This window comes from Amycolatopsis sp. NPDC051371 (assembly GCF_040682155.1).
Lineage (GTDB): Bacteria > Actinomycetota > Actinomycetes > Mycobacteriales > Pseudonocardiaceae > Amycolatopsis.
The window spans coordinates 56101-71753 of the sequence record NZ_JBFBAG010000044.1; the positions used below are offsets into that span (position 1 = coordinate 56101).

Consider the following 15653-nt stretch of genomic DNA (forward strand, 5'->3'; position numbering starts at 1 on the left):
TGCGGCCGGCTTCGCGCCGGCCGCACGGGCGTAGCACCCCCCAAGATTTCACGTACCTGAAAAGGACGGATTTAGCAGAATGGCGAACTACACCGCCGCTGACGTGAAGCGCCTGCGCGAGATGACCGGCGCCGGCTTCATGGACTGCAAGAAGGCGATGGAGGAGAACGACGGCGACTTCGACAAGGCCGTCGAGTTCCTCCGGATCAAGGGCGCCAAGGACGTCGGCAAGCGCGCCGAGCGCGCCACGGCCGAGGGCCTGGTCGCCGGCGACGGCGGCGTCCTGATCGAGCTCGACTCCGAGACCGACTTCGTCGCGAAGAACGCCGACTTCCAGGCGCTCGCCGCGAAGATCGTCGAGGTCGCGAAGACCCTCAAGACCAGCGACGTGGACGCCCTCAAGGGCGCCGAGCTGGAGGGCAAGACCGTCAACGAGGTCGTCCAGGAGATGTCCGCCCGCATCGGCGAGAAGCTCGAGCTGCGTCGCGTCGTGTCCTTCGAGGGCCAGACCACCAGCTACCTGCACCGCCGTGGCTCGGACCTGCCGCCGGCCGTCGGTGTGCTCGTCGAGTTCACCGGTGACGACGTCGAGGCCGCCCGCGGTGCCGCCATGCAGGTCGCCGCGCTGCGCGCGAAGTACCTGACCCGCGACGAGGTGCCCGCCGAGATCGTCGAGAACGAGCGCTCCATCGCGGAGAAGACCGCTCGTGAAGAGGGCAAGCCGGAGCAGGCCCTCACGAAGATCATCGAGGGCAAGGTCAACGCTTACTACAAGGACAACGTCCTGCTCGAGCAGCCTTCGGTCAAGGACAACAAGAAGACCGTCAAGGCCCTGCTCGACGCGGCGGGCGTGACGATCACGAAGTTCGCGCGCTTCGAGGTCGGCCAGGCCTGAGGCCAGGTCCGGGTATAGGTTTCACCCCCAGTGCCCCGTCTCCGTCCATCGGGGACGGGGCACTGTCAGGTCCAGGCGGGGAGACGGGCCGAGGGGCCACCCGCCGACGCACTCCCTCCCGCGGAGGCGGCGATCAACACAGGAGGCGACGTAGATGGGTGACCGGGTCGAAGGTGGCTACCGGCGGGTGCTGCTGAAGCTGGGCGGCGAAATGTTCGGCGGTGGTTCCATCGGCGTCGATCCGGATGTCGTCCACTCGGTCGCGCAGCAGATCGCCGACGTCGCCCGCACCGGTGTCCAGGTCGCGGTCGTGATCGGCGGCGGCAACTACTTCCGCGGCGCCGAGCTGTCGGTGCGCGGCATGGACCGCGACCGCGCCGACTACATGGCGATGCTGGGCACCGTGATGAACTGCTTGGCGCTGCAGGACTTCCTGGAGAAGGAGGGTCTGCCCACCCGCGTGCAGACCGCCATCACGATGGGCCAGGTCGCCGAGCCCTACATCCCGCGCCGCGCCGAGCGGCACCTGGAGAAGGGCCGCGTCGTGATCTTCGGCGCCGGGGTCGGCATGCCGTACTTCTCCACCGACACCGCGGCGGCGCAGCGGGCGCTCGAGCTGGGCTGCGAGGCCGTGCTGATGGCCAAGGCCGTCGACGGCGTCTACACCGCTGACCCCAAGAGCGACCCCACCGCCGAGATGTTCCGCGAGATCACCCACCGCGAGGTGCTGGAGCGGGACCTCAAGGTCGCCGACGCGACGGCGTTCAGCCTCTGCATGGACAACAACATGCCGATCATCGTGTTCAACCTGCTCACCGAGGGGAACATCGCCCGCGCGGTGAGTGGTGAAAGAATCGGCACGTTGGTCAGCACCCCCGCCGACGGGGTGCCGGCCTAGACCTGCTGGGATCAGCAAGCGCCACACCATCACAACACCGGGAGTAGCCGTGATCGACGAGACCCTCCTCGACGCCGAGGAGAAGATGGAAAAAGCGGTGTCCGTCGCGAAGGACGACCTGACGTCGGTGCGCACCGGCCGGGCCACCTCGTCGATGTTCTCGCGCATCGTGGTCGACTACTACGGCGCGCCGACCCCGCTGAACCAGCTGGCCAGCGTCAACGTGCCGGAGGCGCGGATGGCGCTGATCAAGCCCTACGACCAGACGCAGCTGAACGCCATCGAGAAGGCGATCCGCGAGTCCGACCTCGGGGTCAACCCGAGCAACGACGGCAACGTGATCCGGATCGTCATCCCGCAGCTCACCGAGGAGCGGCGCAAGGAGATGGTGAAGGTCGCCAAGAGCAAGGGCGAGGACGCCCGGGTGACCATCCGCAGCATCCGCCGCAAGGCCAAGGAAGAGCTCGACCGCATCGGCAAGGACGGCGAAGCGGGCGAGGACGAGGTCGTGCGCGCGGAGAAGGAACTGCAGAACCTCACCGACACCTACTCGCACAAGGTCGACGAGCTGGTCAAGCACAAGGAAGCCGAGCTGCTCGAGGTCTGATGGCACAGGTGAGCGAGGAACGCGAGGACCGGGTGGAAGCCACCGGAGAAGAACCGGCGGCCGCTCCCGGGACGCCGGGGCCGGCCGACGCCGGCATCCCGGCCGCGCCGGAGTTCCCGGGGACCGGCCCAGCGGCCGAGACGCCGGGTGTGCCGGTGACTCCGGGAACCGGCAGCGCGGCCGAGACGCCGGTCGTGCCCGAGACCTCGGGTGCGGCTTCGGTGCCCTCGGGAACCGGTGAAGCCAGCCGCTTGTCGGCCGCCGGGACCGCCGCGGCGGAGACGCCCGTCGGGACCCCGGCGCCCGAGGCCAAAAAGGGCTCCAAGGCCGGGCGGAACCTGCCCGCGGCCATCGGCGTGGGGCTGCTGCTCGGGGCCGCGATCATCGTTTCCCTGCTCACCGTGCGCTTCCTGTTCATCGGGATCATCGCGATCGCGATCGCGGTCGGCACCTTCGAGTTCGCCGGGGTGCTGCGCCGGGTCGCCGACACCCGGGTCGCGATGATCCCGGTGCTCGTCGGCGGGCAGACGATGATCTGGCTGGCCTGGCCGTTCGGCCGGGAAGGCGCGCTCACCGCGTTCGTCCTCACCGTGCTCGCCTGCCTGCTGTGGCGTCTGCCCGGCGGCGCGAAGGGCTACCTGCGCGACATCAGCTCGTCGGTCTTCGCCGCCGCGTACCTGCCGCTCTTCGGCGCCTTCGCGGCGATGCTCGTGCCGCCCTCGGACGGCGTCGGGCGCGTCCTCACGTTCCTGATCGGCGTTGTCGCGTCGGACACCGGTGGTTACATCGCCGGCGTCCTCGGCGGGAAGCACCCGATGGCGCCCACCATCAGCCCGAAGAAGACCTGGGAAGGTTTCGGCGGTTCGCTGGTCGGCGGCGTCGTGGCCGGGGCGCTGACCCTCAGCCTGCTGCTGGACGGCCACGTCTGGCAAGGCGTGCTCTTCGGTGTCGCGATCGTGCTGACCGCGACCCTCGGCGACCTCGTCGAGTCGCTGATCAAGCGCGACCTCGGCGTCAAGGACATGGGCACGCTGCTGCCCGGCCACGGCGGGATCATGGACCGCCTCGACTCGCTGCTGCCTTCAGCGGTGGTGTCCTGGCTGCTGCTTTCGGCCTTCGTGCCCCTAGGCTGACCTGGGGTGGGAGCTTCCGCCTAAGAGACGTAGGCGAAGCGTCGTGGACGGCCGAAGCTTCGGCGGGTTTCACTCGGGGCATGCTCACCGAATCCCGCGCCCGGCTCGCGCTCGCCGCCGTCTGCCTGGGCTTCGTGATGATCACGCTCGACGCGACCATCGTGAACCTCGCCCTGCCCGCGATCGGCGCCGACTTCGGCGAACCGTCGACGGCCGCGCTGCAGTGGGTTGTCGACGCCTACACCGTCACGCTCGCCGCGTTCCTGCTCACCTGGGGCGCCGCCGGCGACCGGTGGGGTTCGCGACACGTGTTCGAGGTCGGCGTCGCCGTCTTCGTCCTCGCGTCCGTCGCCTGCGCACTCGCCGGTGACGCCGCCTGGCTGATCGCCGCGCGGGCGGTGCAGGGCGCGGGCGCCGCGGCGCTGCTGCCGTCGTCGCTCGCACTGATCGTCCACCAGTTCCCGGACGCGCGGGAGCGGGCGCGCGCCCTCGGTGTGTGGGGCGGTATGAGCGGCGTCGGCCTCGCCGCCGGACCGATGCTCGGCGGGCTCGCGGTCGGCCTCGCCGACTGGCGGCTCGTCTTCGCGGTCAACGTCCCGGTCGGCGTCGTCGCGATCGTCCTGACGCGGCGCGCGGTCGCGGAACCGCCCCGCCACACCACCACCCGCCTGGACCTGGCCGGGCAGCTGACGGGCACGGCGTCGCTCGCGGGGCTCGTCGCCGGGTTCATCGGGTCCGGGCACGCCGGCTGGCTCGCGCCGGGGACGCTCGCACTGCTGGGCGGAGGAGTCGTGGCCGGTGCGGTGTTCGTGGCGGTCGAGAAGCGCGTCGGGGAACCCGTGCTCCCGCTCGGAATCCTGAAGATCCGGAACTTCGCGGTGGCCACCGGGATCGGCGGCCTGTTCAACTTCTGCCTCTACGGCACGCTCTTCTGCCTCGCGCTGTACTTGCAGCGCGCCTGGTCGCTCGGCGCGCTCGCCGCCGGGCTCGTCTTGGTGCCGCTGACGGTGGTGATCGGGCTCAACGCGTTCTTCAGCGGCCGCCTGACCGGGCGGTCCGGCCCGCGCGTCCCGATGGTCGCGGGCGCGTTGGCGGGCCTCGCCGGTTCCGTGGGCTTCGCGCTGCTGCCGCAGGACCGGGCGCTCGTGCCGTTCGTCGTGGTCTCGGTCGTCTTCGGCTGCTGCTCGCTGGCCATGCCCGCGATGACGTCGCTGGCGATGAACTCCTTGCCGGGCAAGGCCGGGCTGGCCGCGGGCGTGCTCAACGCGTCGCGCCAGACCGGCGGCGCGATCGGGGTCGCGCTCGTCGGCGCACTGCTGCCGGCCACGGGGATGTGGCTGGTGGCGGGCGGGTACGCGCTCGTCGCGGGGCTCGCGTTCGCCGAGCGTCAGTCGTCGTAGGGGTCGTCGACCTCGGCGCGGCCCCAGTCCTCCGAGACGCGCGAGTGGTCGATCACCGCGAAGACGGCGCCTTCCGGGTCGGCGAGGATCGACATCCGGCCGAACGGCGTGTCGTACGGCTGGATCACGACGGTGCCGCCGTTCATCAGCGCTTCGCCGGCGACGGCGTCGACGCCGCGGGCCGGGTCGATGTCGAAGTAGACGAGCCAGTGCGGCGGGGTGTCGAGGCTGTACTCCGAACCCATCACGTACCGGTACAGCACGGGCTCGTGCTCGATGAGCCATTCGACGTAGTCCAAGGACTCGCCGTCGCCGATCTGGTGGCTCCCGTAGGTGAACAGCTTGGTGTAGAAGTGATCCGCCGCGACGCCGTCGTGGGTGTTGAGGTCCGCGCCGCTGAAGGTGTTGGGGATCCCGGTGACGAACTCCCAGTCCGGCGGCACCTCCCAGAACACCACCGGCGCGCCGCTCGTGTCGTAGGCGTGCAGGATCGTGCCGCGCTGCGGGATCGGCATGGGGCCCAGCGTCAGCCGCCCGCCGAGGTGCTCCACCCATTCGGCCGCGCTCGCGGTGTGCGGCACCGACAGGTGCGGCATCCAGCCCAGCGGCGCGCCCTGGGCGGCGCGGTAGAGGCCGCCCACCGGGACGGCACCGAGCGTCGCGATGGCGTACCGGCCGTCGGACGTCGCCGGGTCGCGCTGAGTGGCGTAGGTCCATCCGAAGAGGGCACCGTAGAATCTTTCCGCCACGGCCTGTTCGCGGCAGGCCAGCTCGATCCAGCACGGGATTCCGGCCGGGACCGGGGACGCGGTGGTGGACGGGTCGATCGCCATGGGTGCTCCTCCCGAGACCCACCGAATTCTATGCGTGATCCGTGAGGTTTCCGCCAAGATTCGGCCGCCGGAAAATAACTGCCGGCGAGTGAAGGCCCCGAAAGGAGCAGCGGTGCGGTGGTCGTCCCGGCGCGCGGAGGTCGTGCCGAGTCCGAACATCTGGTACTACCAGGCCGATTACGAGCTGGAGAACCGGGCGCAGGACAGCGGCGGCGAGATCTGGCGCGTGCTGCGTGAAGAGGGCGACTGGGCCGGCCGGGACGTGCTGGACGTCGGCTGCGGGGACGGGTTCCACCTGCCGCGCTTCGCCCGCGACGCGCGTTCGGTGCTCGGAGTGGAACCGCACGAGCCGCTCGTGCGCACCGCGCTGGAGCGGGTCGAGGGACTGTCGAACGTGGACGTCCGGATGGGCCGGGCCCAGCGGCTGCCGGTCCGCAGCGCGAGCGTCGACGTCGTCCACGCGCGCACGGCGTACTTCTTCGGGCCCGGCTGCGAGCCGGGGCTGGCGGAGGCCGAGCGGGTGCTGCGGCCGGGCGGGGTGCTGCTGATCGTCGACCTCGACGTGACCAGCGAGCCCTACGGCACCTGGATGCGCGCCGACCTACCGCACTACGACCCGGGTGCCGTCGAACGGTTCTTCGCCCGGGCCGGGTTCGGGTGCCGCCGGGTCACCACCGAGTGGCGGTTCGAGACGGCGGGGGACCTCGAAGCGGTGCTGAAGATCGAGTTCAGCAAGCGCGTCGCCGAACAGGCGATCGCGGAGTCGGTGCAGCGTAATGGGAATCGCGCGCACGACCTGACGCTGCCGGTGGGCTACCGCGTCCACGCGCGGGGCAAGCCCACCGGCCTCGTCCTGCCACGTCACTCGGCTGCTTCTTCGGTCGAAGTCTCGGGGGCCGAGGACTCATCCTCGTCTTCGCCGAGGATGCCGTAGAGCGAGCGCCGGGCGTCGTTGAGCACCTCGGCCGCGCGGGCCTGCTGGCTCTCGGTGCCCGCGCGCATGATCTGCAGGACGGCGGCGGCCAGGTTCTTGCCCGCCTTGGCGAGCCCGACCTCGGTCGGGTCGACGTCCTGCGCGATGTGCTCCCACGGCGGAGTGCTGTCCTGCTCTTCCGCGGCGGTGCGGCCGGTGTCGGTCAGCTCGAAGAGCTTCTTGCCGTGTTCGTCCTTGCTGATGACCAGGCCTTCGTCGGCCAGCAGCTGCAGCGTCGGGTAGACGGAGCCGGGGCTCGGCCGCCAGAAGCCGCCGGAGCGCTCGCCGATTTCGCGGATGATCTCGTAGCCGTGCCGGGGCTGCTCGGCGAGCAGCGCCAGGATCGCGGCGCGGACGTCACCGCGACGGCTGCGCCGTCCACCGTGACCCCGCCGGCCCGGTCCGTGACCCCGGCCGCGTCCGCCACGCGGGCCGAAGCCCGGGGGGAACTCGCCGAAGCCACCGAAGGGTGCACGCCCACGTTCCTGGGCGAAGGGATGTTCTTGCGTGAAGGGGTGTCGTTGCCTACGCATGTCTGTGTTCCTTTCTCGAACTGTTGCGACTGCTTCACGATATATCGGAAACGGTCGGATGGCAACCTCGGTCCGGTGATGCCGCTCACGGAACTTGAGTCGTCAGGTGCTGAGCTTTAGATTAGGCAAGCCTAAACAGCTGTTAGCAAAGGTAACGACCAGTGCGCACCCGATCGCTCCCGCTGACGGCGGGGCTGCTGGTCCTCACCGCGGCCGTCGCCGCCGCCGTGCTGCTCAGCATCGCCGTCGGGACCCGCGGCCTGAGCCCGGGCACCGTGCTGGACGCGCTCTTCCACTTCGACGCGAGCAACCCCGACCACCTCGTCGTCCGCGAGCTCCGGCTCCCGCGCACCCTCGCCGGGGTGCTCGCCGGCGTCGCGCTGGGCCTGTCCGGCGCCATCATCCAAGGCGCGACGCGCAACCCCCTGGCCGACCCGGGACTGCTCGGCGTCAACGCGGGTGCGGCGCTCTTCGTCGTCCTGGGGATCGGCACCTTCGGCATCACCAGCGTCGGCGGCTACGTCTGGTTCGGCTTCGCGGGCGCCGCGGCCGCCGGTGCCGTCGTCTACGGCGTCAGCTCGCTCGGCCGGGCCGGGGCGACACCGGTGAAGCTCGCGCTCGCCGGCGCCGCGGTGACGGCGGCCCTCGCCTCGGTGACGAGCGCGTTGCTGCTGACCGACACGACGACCTTCGACCAGTACCGCTTCTGGCAGGTCGGCTCGCTGACCGGCCGGGACGCGGCGACGATCACCCAGGCCGTGCCGTTCGTCCTGGCGGGCGTCGTGCTGGCGCTGATCTCCGCCCGGCTGCTCAACGCGCTCGCCCTCGGCGAGGACGTCGCCCGCTCGCTCGGCCAGAACGTGCCGGTCGCGCGGCTGGTGTGCGCGCTGGCCGTCGTCGTGCTGTGCGGGACGGCGACGGCGATCGCCGGGCCGATCGCGTTCGTCGGGCTGACCGTGCCGCACGCCGCCCGGCTGCTCACCGGCCCCGACCACCGCTGGCTCCTGCCGTACTCGGCCTTGATGGCGCCGCTGCTCCTGCTGGTTTCCGACGTCCTGGGCCGCGTGGTCGCGCGCCCGGCCGAGGTCCAGGTCGGGATCGTCACCGCGCTCGTCGGCGCGCCCGTGTTCGTGCTGCTGGTGCGCCGCCGGAAGGTCGTGGCGGTGTGAACGCCGTCGAGGTAGTGGTTGCCGCGCGCCGCCGCGGCGCTGTCCGGGCCCGCACGGTGTCGCTGCTGTTGCTGCTCGCGATCGTCGTCGTCTTCGCGGTTTCCCTGGCGGTGGGCGACTTCCCGGTCCCGCTCGGCGACCTGCCTGGTCTCCTGTTCGGGGACGCCACCGGCCGCGCGGCCTACGTCGTGACCGAACTCCGGCTGCCGCGAGCCGTCACCGGTGTCCTCGTCGGCGTCGCCTTCGGGACGTCCGGCGCGCTCTTCCAGCGCCTCCTGCGCAACCCGCTGGCCAGCCCCGACGTCATCGGCGTGACGCAGGGCGCGAGCGCGGCGGCCGTCGTCGCGATCGTGCTGTTCGGGGCCGGCGGCGCGGTCGTCTCGGCCGCGGCCCTGGCCGGCGCGCTGCTCACCGGCGCCACGATCTACCTGCTCGCCCGCCGCGGCGGCGTCCACGGCTACCGGCTGGTGCTCGTCGGCGTCGGCGTCGGCGCGGTGCTGACCAGCGTCGTGTCGTATCTGATGACCTGGGCCGACGTCACCCTCGCCCAGCAGGCGCTGGTCTGGCTGACCGGCAACCTGAACGGCCGCGGCTGGGACCACGCCGGGCCGCTCGCCGCCGCGCTCGTCGTCCTGCTTCCCGCGGCGTTGCTCCAGAACCGGGCGCTCATCGGGCTGCAGCTGGGCGACGACACCGCCGCCGGACTCGGCCTGCGCGTCGAACGCAGCCGCGTTGCGCTCCTCCTGGTCGCCGTCGCGCTCGCCGCGTTCGCGACCGCGGCCGCCGGACCGGTCGCGTTCGTCGCCTTCGTGGCCAACCCGATCGCGACCCGGCTCGTCGGCGGCGCCCGCGCGGGACTCGTCCCCGCGGCGCTGACCGGCGCGCTCGTGGTGCTGCTGGGCGACTTCGTGGCCCAGCACCTGCTCGGCGCCCAGCTGCCGGTCGGCGTCGTCACCGGCGCTGTGGGCGCGCCGTACCTGCTGTGGCTGCTCGCGACCGCGAACCGCGCCGGGCGAGTGTGAGGGGAACGCCATGACACTGCACACCGAGAACCTCGAACTCGGCTACGGATCTCTGCGGGTGGTCAAGGACTTGTCCGTCCGCATCCCCGAGGGACGCGTGACGATGATCGTCGGGACCAACGCCTGCGGGAAGTCGACGCTCCTGCGCGGCCTGGCGCGGCTTCTGACGCCGACCGCGGGGGCCGTCTACCTCGACGGCAAGGGCATCACCACGTTGCGCAGCAAGGACGTCGCCACCGTGCTCGGCCTGCTGCCGCAGTCGCCGACCGCACCCGAGGGCATCACCGTCGCCGACCTCGTCGGCCGCGGCCGCTACCCGCACCAGGGCATGTTCCGCCGCTGGAACGCCGAAGACGACGGCGCCGTCGCGAAAGCGATGCTCGCGACCGACACCGTCGAGCTGGCCGACCGGCCCGTCGACGAGCTGTCCGGCGGGCAGCGCCAGCGCGTCTGGATCGCCATGGCCCTGGCGCAGCGGACGCCGGTGCTGCTGCTCGACGAGCCCACGACGTTCCTCGACATCGCCCACCAGGTCGAGGTCCTCGACCTGCTCGCGGAGCTGAACGCCGAGGACGGCCGGACGATCGTCATCGTCCTCCACGACCTCAACCTGGCCGCCCGCTACGGCGACCACCTGATCGCGATGAAGGACGGCCGGATCGCCGCCGAGGGCGCGCCCGCCGACATCCTCACCGCCGACCTCGTCGCCGACGTCTTCGGCATGCCCTGCCGGGTCATCCAGGACCCGGTCTCCGCCACGCCCCTGGTCGTCCCGATCGGCCGGCGGCGGGCCACCCCCCAGGAAGAAGGCACTCCCGATGCGTCCTAAGTGGACCCGCCTGGTCGCGCTGCTCGCGGCCGGCACGCTCCTCGCCGCCTGCGGACAGCCGGCGAAGCCGAGCACGTCCGGCGTCGGCGACCAGGACGTCGCGACCGGCGGCCGGCTGTTCTCGACCGCGGACAGCGAGACCGCCAAGCTCGGCGCGGACGTCGGTCCCGGCGTCTTCCCGCGCACCGTCACGCACGCGCTGGGCAAGACGAAGCTCGACAAGAAGCCCGTGCGGGTCGTCGTCCTCGACAGCGGTGAGCTCGACGACGTCCTCGCGCTCGGCGTCACCCCGGTCGGCATGGCCACCACCGCCGGGCAGACGGGTGTGCCGTCCTACCTGGCCGATCGCGTCAAGGGCATCCAGACCGTCGGGGACATCAACAACTTGAACCTCGAGGCGATCGCGGCGCTGACGCCGGACCTGATCGTCGGCAGCAAGCTGCGCGCCAACGACCTCTACCCGCAGCTGTCGAAGATCGCGCCGACGGTGTTCAGCATCCGGCCCGGCTTCCCGTGGAAGGAGAACCTGCTGCTGATCGGGGCGTCGCTGGGCGACGAGACGAAGGCCGTCGGGCTGCTCAACGACTACCAGAAGCGCGCGAACGAGGTGAAGGCCGCCGTCAAGGGCGCGCCCAAGATCTCGCTGCTGCGGTTCCTGTCGGGCAACATCCGGCTCTACGGCAACCTGTCCTTCATCGGCGTGATCCTCAAGGACGTCGGCCTCGAGCGGCCCGCGAACCAGAACATCGACGAGCTGGCGGCGCAGATCTCCAAGGAGCGCATCGACGAGGCCGACGCCGACTGGATCTTTTACTCCAGCTACGGCGCGGGCCCGAGCGCGGACGAGAAGGCTGTCACGAGCAGCGGGCTGTGGGCCGGGCTGGGTGCGGTCAAGGCCAAGCACGCCATCCCCGTCGCCGACGAGGTCTGGTTCCTGGGGCTCGGCCCGATCGGGGCGATGAAGGTCCTCGACGACCTCAAGAAGTACCTGGGCTGAGAAGATCGGCGCGTGCCGGAAACCATCGACGAGATCGACGCGCGCCTGCTCCAGGCCCTGGGGGAGGACCCGCGGTCCACGGCCGTCGCGCTGGCCGAGCGGCTGGGCCTGTCCCGCAACACGGTGCAGGCCCGGCTCGCGCGGCTGGAGCAGCGCGGCGTCCTCGGGTCGTTCGAACGCCGCATCGACCCGGCGCGGCTGGGCTACCCGCTGCGGGCGTTCGTCAACGCGCAGGTCGACCAGCGGCGGCTGGCGGAGATCGCCGACGCGCTGGCGACGATCCCCGAGGTCACCGAGGTGTGCGGCCTGACCGGGGCGAGCGACCTGATGGTGCAGGTGGTGGCCGTCGACGCCGACGACCTCTACCGCATCGCCGGGCGGATCCTCGCCTCGCCCGGCGTGGAGCGGACGAACATCTCGCTCGTCATGCGCGAGCTCGTCCCGTACCGGCTCACGCCCCTGCTGGAGCGCGTGCATTCTGCGCACCCGGAGACCTGAGCCGTCCCGTTCGGGTGGGCATTCTGCTCGGTTGCGAGGGCGTCGGTTGTGCGAAGCGTCCACCAGTGCTGTCCTGGTGGGCACTTCCTGCACGAAAGGTGTCGACGATGACCCAGCCCTCCGCGACCGTTCCGGCGACCGGCTCCGAAGAGCTCGCCGCGATCGAACGGCGGGTGCTGTGGCTCGCCACCGCGATCGTGCACCAGGCCAACCGCGTCCGGCCCAACCCGTCCGGGCTGAAGGTCGGCGGGCACCAGGCGTCGTGCGCGTCCCTGGTCTCGATCATGACGTCGCTGTGGTTCCGGCACCTGCGCCCCGAGGACCGCGTCTCGGTGAAGCCGCACGCGTCCCCGGTGCTCCACGCGATCAACTACCTGCTCGGCGAGCTCGACGAGGCCTACCTGCCGACGCTGCGCGAGTTCGGCGGCCTGCAGAGCTACCCGAGCCGCGCCAAGGACCCCGACCCGGTGGACTACTCGACCGGCTCGGTCGGCATCGGCGCGACCGCCCCGATCTGGGGCGCGCTGGCCCGCCGCTACCTGACCACCCGGGGCTCGTCGGCCGGCACCGGCCGCCAGTACTCGCTGGTCGGCGACGCCGAGCTGGACGAAGGCGCGATCTGGGAGGCCATCCTCGACCCGGGCGTCGCCGACCTGGGCGAGATCGTCTGGATCGTCGACCTCAACCGCCAGTCCCTCGACCGCGTCGTGCCGAACATCGCGGCCGGGCGGCTGCAGGGCATGTTCGACGCGGCCGGCTGGCAGGTCCTGACGCTGAAGTACGGGCGGCTGCTGGAAGAGCTCTTCACCCGACCCGGCGGCGCCGAGCTGCGCGCGCGGATCGACGGCATGCCGAACCCGGAGTACCAGCGGCTGCTGCGCTGCGACGCCGCCCAGGTCCGGGACCGGCTGCCCGCGGGGGACTCCGCGCTGGCCGGCCTGGTGGCGTCGCTCGACGACGAGACGCTGCTGGCCGCGATCCGGAACCTCGGCGGCCACGACCCCGGCTCGCTCGACGACGCCTTCGCGTCCATTTCGGACAGTCGCCCGACGGTGATCTTCGCCTACACCGTCAAGGGTCGCGGTCTTCCGACGCAGGGACATCCGCAGAACCACTCGTCGCTGCTGACCGTCGCGCAGATGGAAGAGCTGGCATCGTCGTTGGGGACGGATCTCGCTTCGCCGTGGGAGGGCTTCGCGCCGGGCTCGTCCGAAGCGGCGTTGTGCGCTGAAGTCGCTTCGCGCCTTCGCCGTCCCGACGTCCCTTCGGCGCCTTCGCTGGAGCTGCCCGTCGACATCGGGCGGACGCCGTCCGGGACCGCGACGACGCAGGCCGCGTTGGGACGCGTCCTGCTCGACCTGACGCGTGAAGCGCCCGAAGCGGCGAAGCGTGTCGTGACGGTCAGCCCCGACGTCAGCTCGACGACCAACCTCGGCGGCTGGGTCAACAAGGTCGGCGTCTGGTCGGCGACCGAGCGCCGCGACTGGTTCGACGACGACCCCGAAACGATCATGCACTGGCGCGAGAAGCCCACCGGCCAGCACGTCGAGCTGGGCATCGCCGAGACGAACCTCGTCGGGCTGCTCGGCGAGCTGGGCGCGACCTGGAGCCGCTGGGGCGAGCCGCTGCTGCCGATCGGCGTCATGTACGACCCGTTCGTCGAGCGCGCGCTGGAGCCCTGGTCGTTCGGCATCTACGCGGGCGGGCAGTCGATCCTGATCGGCACGCCGTCCGGCGTCACGCTCGCCCCGGAGGGCGGCGCGCACCAGTCGATCACCACACCGTCGATCGGCATCGAGCAGCCCGGCTGCGTCAGCTACGAACCGGCGTTTGCGATCGACACGGAGTGGACGCTGCTGGCGGCGCTCGGCCGGCTCGGCAAGCCGGGCGGCACGTCGTCGTACTTCCGGCTCTCGACGCGGCCGGTCGACCAGACCCTCGCCGGCGTGCCCACGGACCCGGCGGCGCGCGAACGCCGTCGCCGTCAGGTGGTGGCGGGCGCCTATCTGCTGAGGCGGGCTTCGTCGCCTTCGGTCACCCTCGCGGCGATGGGCGCGCTCGTGCCCGACACCCTGGCCGCGGCCGAGCGGCTGTCCCAGGTGGGCGTCGAGGCCGACGTCGTGTGCGTGACGAGCCCGGGCCTGTTGTTCGAGGCCATGCAAGCGCGGTCGGGCCGCGGCAGCGGGGACTCGTGGATCCTCGACCAGGCGTTCCCGGCTTCGCGGGCGAAGCCGCTGGTCACCGTCCTCGACGGGCACCCGCACACGCTGGCGTTCCTGGCCGGGATCAACCGGGTGCCGTCGGTCGCGCTGGGCGTCACGGGCTTCGGTCAGTCCGGGTCGCTGGAGGACGTGTACCGCCACCACGGCATCGACACGGACGCGATCATCCGGGCGGCGCTCGACGTCCTCAGCTGAACGTCGCCGCGGCGAGCATCGCGTCCATCTTCGTGTCCCAGTCTGCGGAGGCCCCGTACTCGACCACGAGGATCTTGCTCGTCGGCAGCCACCACATCCGGACCTGGTTGTTCTGGGTCGCGTCCTGGCAGGTGACCTGCCACTTGCCGTACTCGGCCTTCTTCGGGCCGATCGGCTTGAACCCGGAGTCGAGCAGGTCGCTGCCGGTCGCCACGGCGGCGTCCCCGGGCGGCGAGGCGGCGGTGATGCAGGTCGGGACGTCCGTGCCGGTGTACCAGCCGAAGGGCCGCTTCGCGCTGGGCAGGTTGATGGGCGCGTTGGGGTCCGACGTCGCTTCGCGCAGATCCAGCAGCCGGGCCTGGCAGACGGCGCCGCCTTCGGCGACGCAGCCGTCGAGCAGGCCGTCCTGGCCCTTGTCCGTGTACGTCGTCCCGACGGGCAGGGCGACGTGCATGGTCGCGACCACGACCTGCGGCCCGGCGACCTTGGTCACGGTCGGAACGGGCTGCGCCTGACCGCCGGTGGTGGAACTGCAGGCGGCGGCGCCCAGCACCACCGCGACGGCCAGGAGGAAACGGCTCCGCACGGGTTCACCTCTTTCGTCCGCCCTTGGACTCACGACCGCCCCGGCCGGTTTCGCCGGGCGATCGACAATCTAGCCAGGGCGGGCGGAGGCGTCAGGACGCGGTGTCGTCCACCGGGTCGCCGGTCGCGCGGGACCGCAGCTGCCGGCCGGTCGCGCGCAGCTGGGCCGCGGCCGGCGAGTCCTGCACCTGCCGCAGCTGCTGCCCCCAGGTGATCGGCACGACGACCGACCCGGCCCGGCGGTCGTGCCAGCAGGTGCGGCCTTCGGGCGTGGCCCGCAGCGCGAGGCAGTCGGCGAGCGACGCCACGAGCAGCAGGACGCCGGGCACCGCCCACAGGAGACTGAGGTCGAGCAGCGCGAGGATCAGCAGCACCCAGGCCAGTCCGGGGAGGACGACCGCGCTGGCGGTGCGGCGAAAGGTGTTGCCGAGCGGGAGCAGGGCGCCGCCCGTCCCGGCCCGGACCACGGTCAGCGAAAACGCCATCTTCCCCGGGGTGCGACCGAACCGGTACACGAAGACGACCTCATACGCCGCGACGAGGAGGACTTGGAGCGTCAGCGTGCAGCCGACGATGAGCACGATGGTGCTCCAGTAGCCGGACAGCGCCGCGAGCCCGACGTCGTCGAGGTTGCCCCACTTGCCGAACACGGCGTCGAGGGTGCTGTCGCGGGTCAGCAGCGCGGCCTGTTCGGTGGCGCCGGACTGGATCAGGTGGCCGGCCGCGAACCACAGGGGTGAGCCGATGAGCCAGGGAAGGAGCCAGTCGATCCAGCGGGCGCCCCACCGGCGCCAAGTCGTCGGGCGCGGTCCGCCGCCGGGTGTGGTCACGATCGTTCCCTTCGCCGCTGTTCGCGTTCAAGCC

General features: G+C 71.5%; 16 protein-coding genes. 12 read left to right on the forward strand and 4 right to left on the reverse strand.

The window, feature by feature from the left end:
- The first annotated feature begins 79 nt into the window (after window positions 1–79).
- The 5 genes from tsf to AB0M59_RS40420 all read left to right on the forward strand — a co-directional run bounded on the left by tsf (window position 80) and on the right by AB0M59_RS40420 (window position 4933).
- Window positions 80–895, forward strand: a complete 816-nt coding sequence (gene tsf, locus AB0M59_RS40400; RefSeq protein ID WP_364626358.1) for a translation elongation factor Ts — start codon at window positions 80–82, stop codon at window positions 893–895.
- A 154-nt stretch (window positions 896–1049) separates the two neighbouring features.
- A complete protein-coding gene (gene pyrH / locus AB0M59_RS40405; RefSeq protein ID WP_284750389.1) occupies window positions 1050–1793 on the forward strand; it encodes a UMP kinase in 744 nt (247 codons plus the stop codon).
- A gap of 49 nt (window positions 1794–1842) precedes the next feature.
- A complete protein-coding gene (gene frr / locus AB0M59_RS40410; protein ID WP_155545327.1) occupies window positions 1843–2400 on the forward strand; it encodes a ribosome recycling factor in 558 nt (185 codons plus the stop codon).
- The gene (locus tag AB0M59_RS40415; protein ID WP_364626361.1) at window positions 2400–3533 is read left to right on the forward strand and encodes a phosphatidate cytidylyltransferase; all 1134 of its coding nucleotides are present in this window, start codon (window positions 2400–2402) and stop codon (window positions 3531–3533) included. Before frr ends, AB0M59_RS40415 begins: the two co-directional genes overlap by 1 nt.
- Window positions 3534–3613: 80 nt before the next feature.
- Entirely contained in the window at window positions 3614–4933 is a 1320-nt protein-coding gene (locus AB0M59_RS40420) for an MFS transporter (RefSeq protein WP_364626364.1), read from the forward strand.
- Here AB0M59_RS40420 and AB0M59_RS40425 read toward each other — a convergent pair.
- Window positions 4921–5766: a VOC family protein gene (locus tag AB0M59_RS40425; protein WP_364626367.1), complete on the reverse strand. Its 846-nt coding sequence runs from the start codon at window positions 5764–5766 to the stop codon at window positions 4921–4923. The two genes, AB0M59_RS40420 and AB0M59_RS40425, sit on opposite strands and share 13 nt — an antisense overlap.
- A 112-nt stretch (window positions 5767–5878) precedes the next feature.
- Between AB0M59_RS40425 and AB0M59_RS40430 the strand changes: the two genes are divergently transcribed.
- Window positions 5879–6700: a methyltransferase domain-containing protein gene (locus tag AB0M59_RS40430; protein WP_364626370.1), complete on the forward strand. Its 822-nt coding sequence runs from the start codon at window positions 5879–5881 to the stop codon at window positions 6698–6700.
- Here the strand turns inward: AB0M59_RS40430 and AB0M59_RS40435 are convergent.
- Window positions 6628–7272, reverse strand: a complete 645-nt coding sequence (locus tag AB0M59_RS40435) for a PadR family transcriptional regulator (RefSeq protein ID WP_364626372.1) — start codon at window positions 7270–7272, stop codon at window positions 6628–6630. The genes AB0M59_RS40430 and AB0M59_RS40435 overlap by 73 nt on opposite strands.
- A gap of 161 nt (window positions 7273–7433) precedes the next feature.
- Here AB0M59_RS40435 and AB0M59_RS40440 point away from each other — a divergent pair, with 161 nt between their 5' ends.
- The 6 genes from AB0M59_RS40440 to AB0M59_RS40465 all read left to right on the forward strand — a co-directional run bounded on the left by AB0M59_RS40440 (window position 7434) and on the right by AB0M59_RS40465 (window position 14204).
- A complete protein-coding gene (locus AB0M59_RS40440; RefSeq protein WP_364626375.1) occupies window positions 7434–8441 on the forward strand; it encodes an iron chelate uptake ABC transporter family permease subunit in 1008 nt (335 codons plus the stop codon).
- Window positions 8438–9463: an iron chelate uptake ABC transporter family permease subunit gene (locus tag AB0M59_RS40445; RefSeq protein WP_364626377.1), complete on the forward strand. Its 1026-nt coding sequence runs from the start codon at window positions 8438–8440 to the stop codon at window positions 9461–9463. The genes AB0M59_RS40440 and AB0M59_RS40445 overlap by 4 nt, the downstream gene beginning before the upstream one ends.
- Window positions 9464–9473: 10 nt before the next feature.
- Window positions 9474–10292, forward strand: coding sequence for an ABC transporter ATP-binding protein (locus AB0M59_RS40450; protein ID WP_364626379.1), 819 nt, complete (start codon window positions 9474–9476; stop codon window positions 10290–10292).
- Window positions 10282–11289, forward strand: coding sequence for an iron-siderophore ABC transporter substrate-binding protein (locus AB0M59_RS40455; RefSeq protein ID WP_364626382.1), 1008 nt, complete (start codon window positions 10282–10284; stop codon window positions 11287–11289). Before AB0M59_RS40450 ends, AB0M59_RS40455 begins: the two co-directional genes overlap by 11 nt.
- Window positions 11290–11301: 12 nt before the next feature.
- Window positions 11302–11787, forward strand: coding sequence for an Lrp/AsnC family transcriptional regulator (locus tag AB0M59_RS40460; RefSeq protein ID WP_364626385.1), 486 nt, complete (start codon window positions 11302–11304; stop codon window positions 11785–11787).
- 107 nt (window positions 11788–11894) lie between these two features.
- Window positions 11895–14204, forward strand: coding sequence for a pyruvate dehydrogenase (locus tag AB0M59_RS40465; protein ID WP_364626388.1), 2310 nt, complete (start codon window positions 11895–11897; stop codon window positions 14202–14204).
- On the opposite strand, the gene AB0M59_RS40470 is transcribed toward AB0M59_RS40465, so the two are convergent.
- Together AB0M59_RS40470 and AB0M59_RS40475 are read right to left on the reverse strand one after the other, a co-directional pair.
- The gene (locus AB0M59_RS40470; RefSeq protein WP_364626391.1) at window positions 14197–14790 is read right to left on the reverse strand and encodes a hypothetical protein; all 594 of its coding nucleotides are present in this window, start codon (window positions 14788–14790) and stop codon (window positions 14197–14199) included. The two genes, AB0M59_RS40465 and AB0M59_RS40470, sit on opposite strands and share 8 nt — an antisense overlap.
- Window positions 14791–14881: 91 nt before the next feature.
- The gene (locus AB0M59_RS40475) at window positions 14882–15619 is read right to left on the reverse strand and encodes an RDD family protein (RefSeq protein ID WP_364626394.1); all 738 of its coding nucleotides are present in this window, start codon (window positions 15617–15619) and stop codon (window positions 14882–14884) included.
- Between the last annotated feature and the right edge of the window lie 34 nt (window positions 15620–15653).

What these genes read in the sequence shown, in the direction of transcription:
- pyrH (WP_284750389.1), top strand. Translation starts at nt 1,050, where the DNA reads ATGGGTGACCGGGTCGAAGGTGGCTACCGGCGGGTGCTGCTGAAGCTG.
- AB0M59_RS40455 (WP_364626382.1), top strand. Translation starts at nt 10,282, where the DNA reads ATGCGTCCTAAGTGGACCCGCCTGGTCGCGCTGCTCGCGGCCGGCACG.
- AB0M59_RS40415 (WP_364626361.1), top strand. Translation starts at nt 2,400, where the DNA reads ATGGCACAGGTGAGCGAGGAACGCGAGGACCGGGTGGAAGCCACCGGA.
- tsf (WP_364626358.1), top strand. Translation starts at nt 80, where the DNA reads ATGGCGAACTACACCGCCGCTGACGTGAAGCGCCTGCGCGAGATGACC.
- AB0M59_RS40425 (WP_364626367.1), bottom strand. Translation starts at nt 5,766, where the DNA reads ATGGCGATCGACCCGTCCACCACCGCGTCCCCGGTCCCGGCCGGAATC.
- AB0M59_RS40450 (WP_364626379.1), top strand. Translation starts at nt 9,474, where the DNA reads ATGACACTGCACACCGAGAACCTCGAACTCGGCTACGGATCTCTGCGG.
- AB0M59_RS40420 (WP_364626364.1), top strand. Translation starts at nt 3,614, where the DNA reads ATGCTCACCGAATCCCGCGCCCGGCTCGCGCTCGCCGCCGTCTGCCTG.
- AB0M59_RS40435 (WP_364626372.1), bottom strand. Translation starts at nt 7,272, where the DNA reads ATGCGTAGGCAACGACACCCCTTCACGCAAGAACATCCCTTCGCCCAG.
- AB0M59_RS40465 (WP_364626388.1), top strand. Translation starts at nt 11,895, where the DNA reads ATGACCCAGCCCTCCGCGACCGTTCCGGCGACCGGCTCCGAAGAGCTC.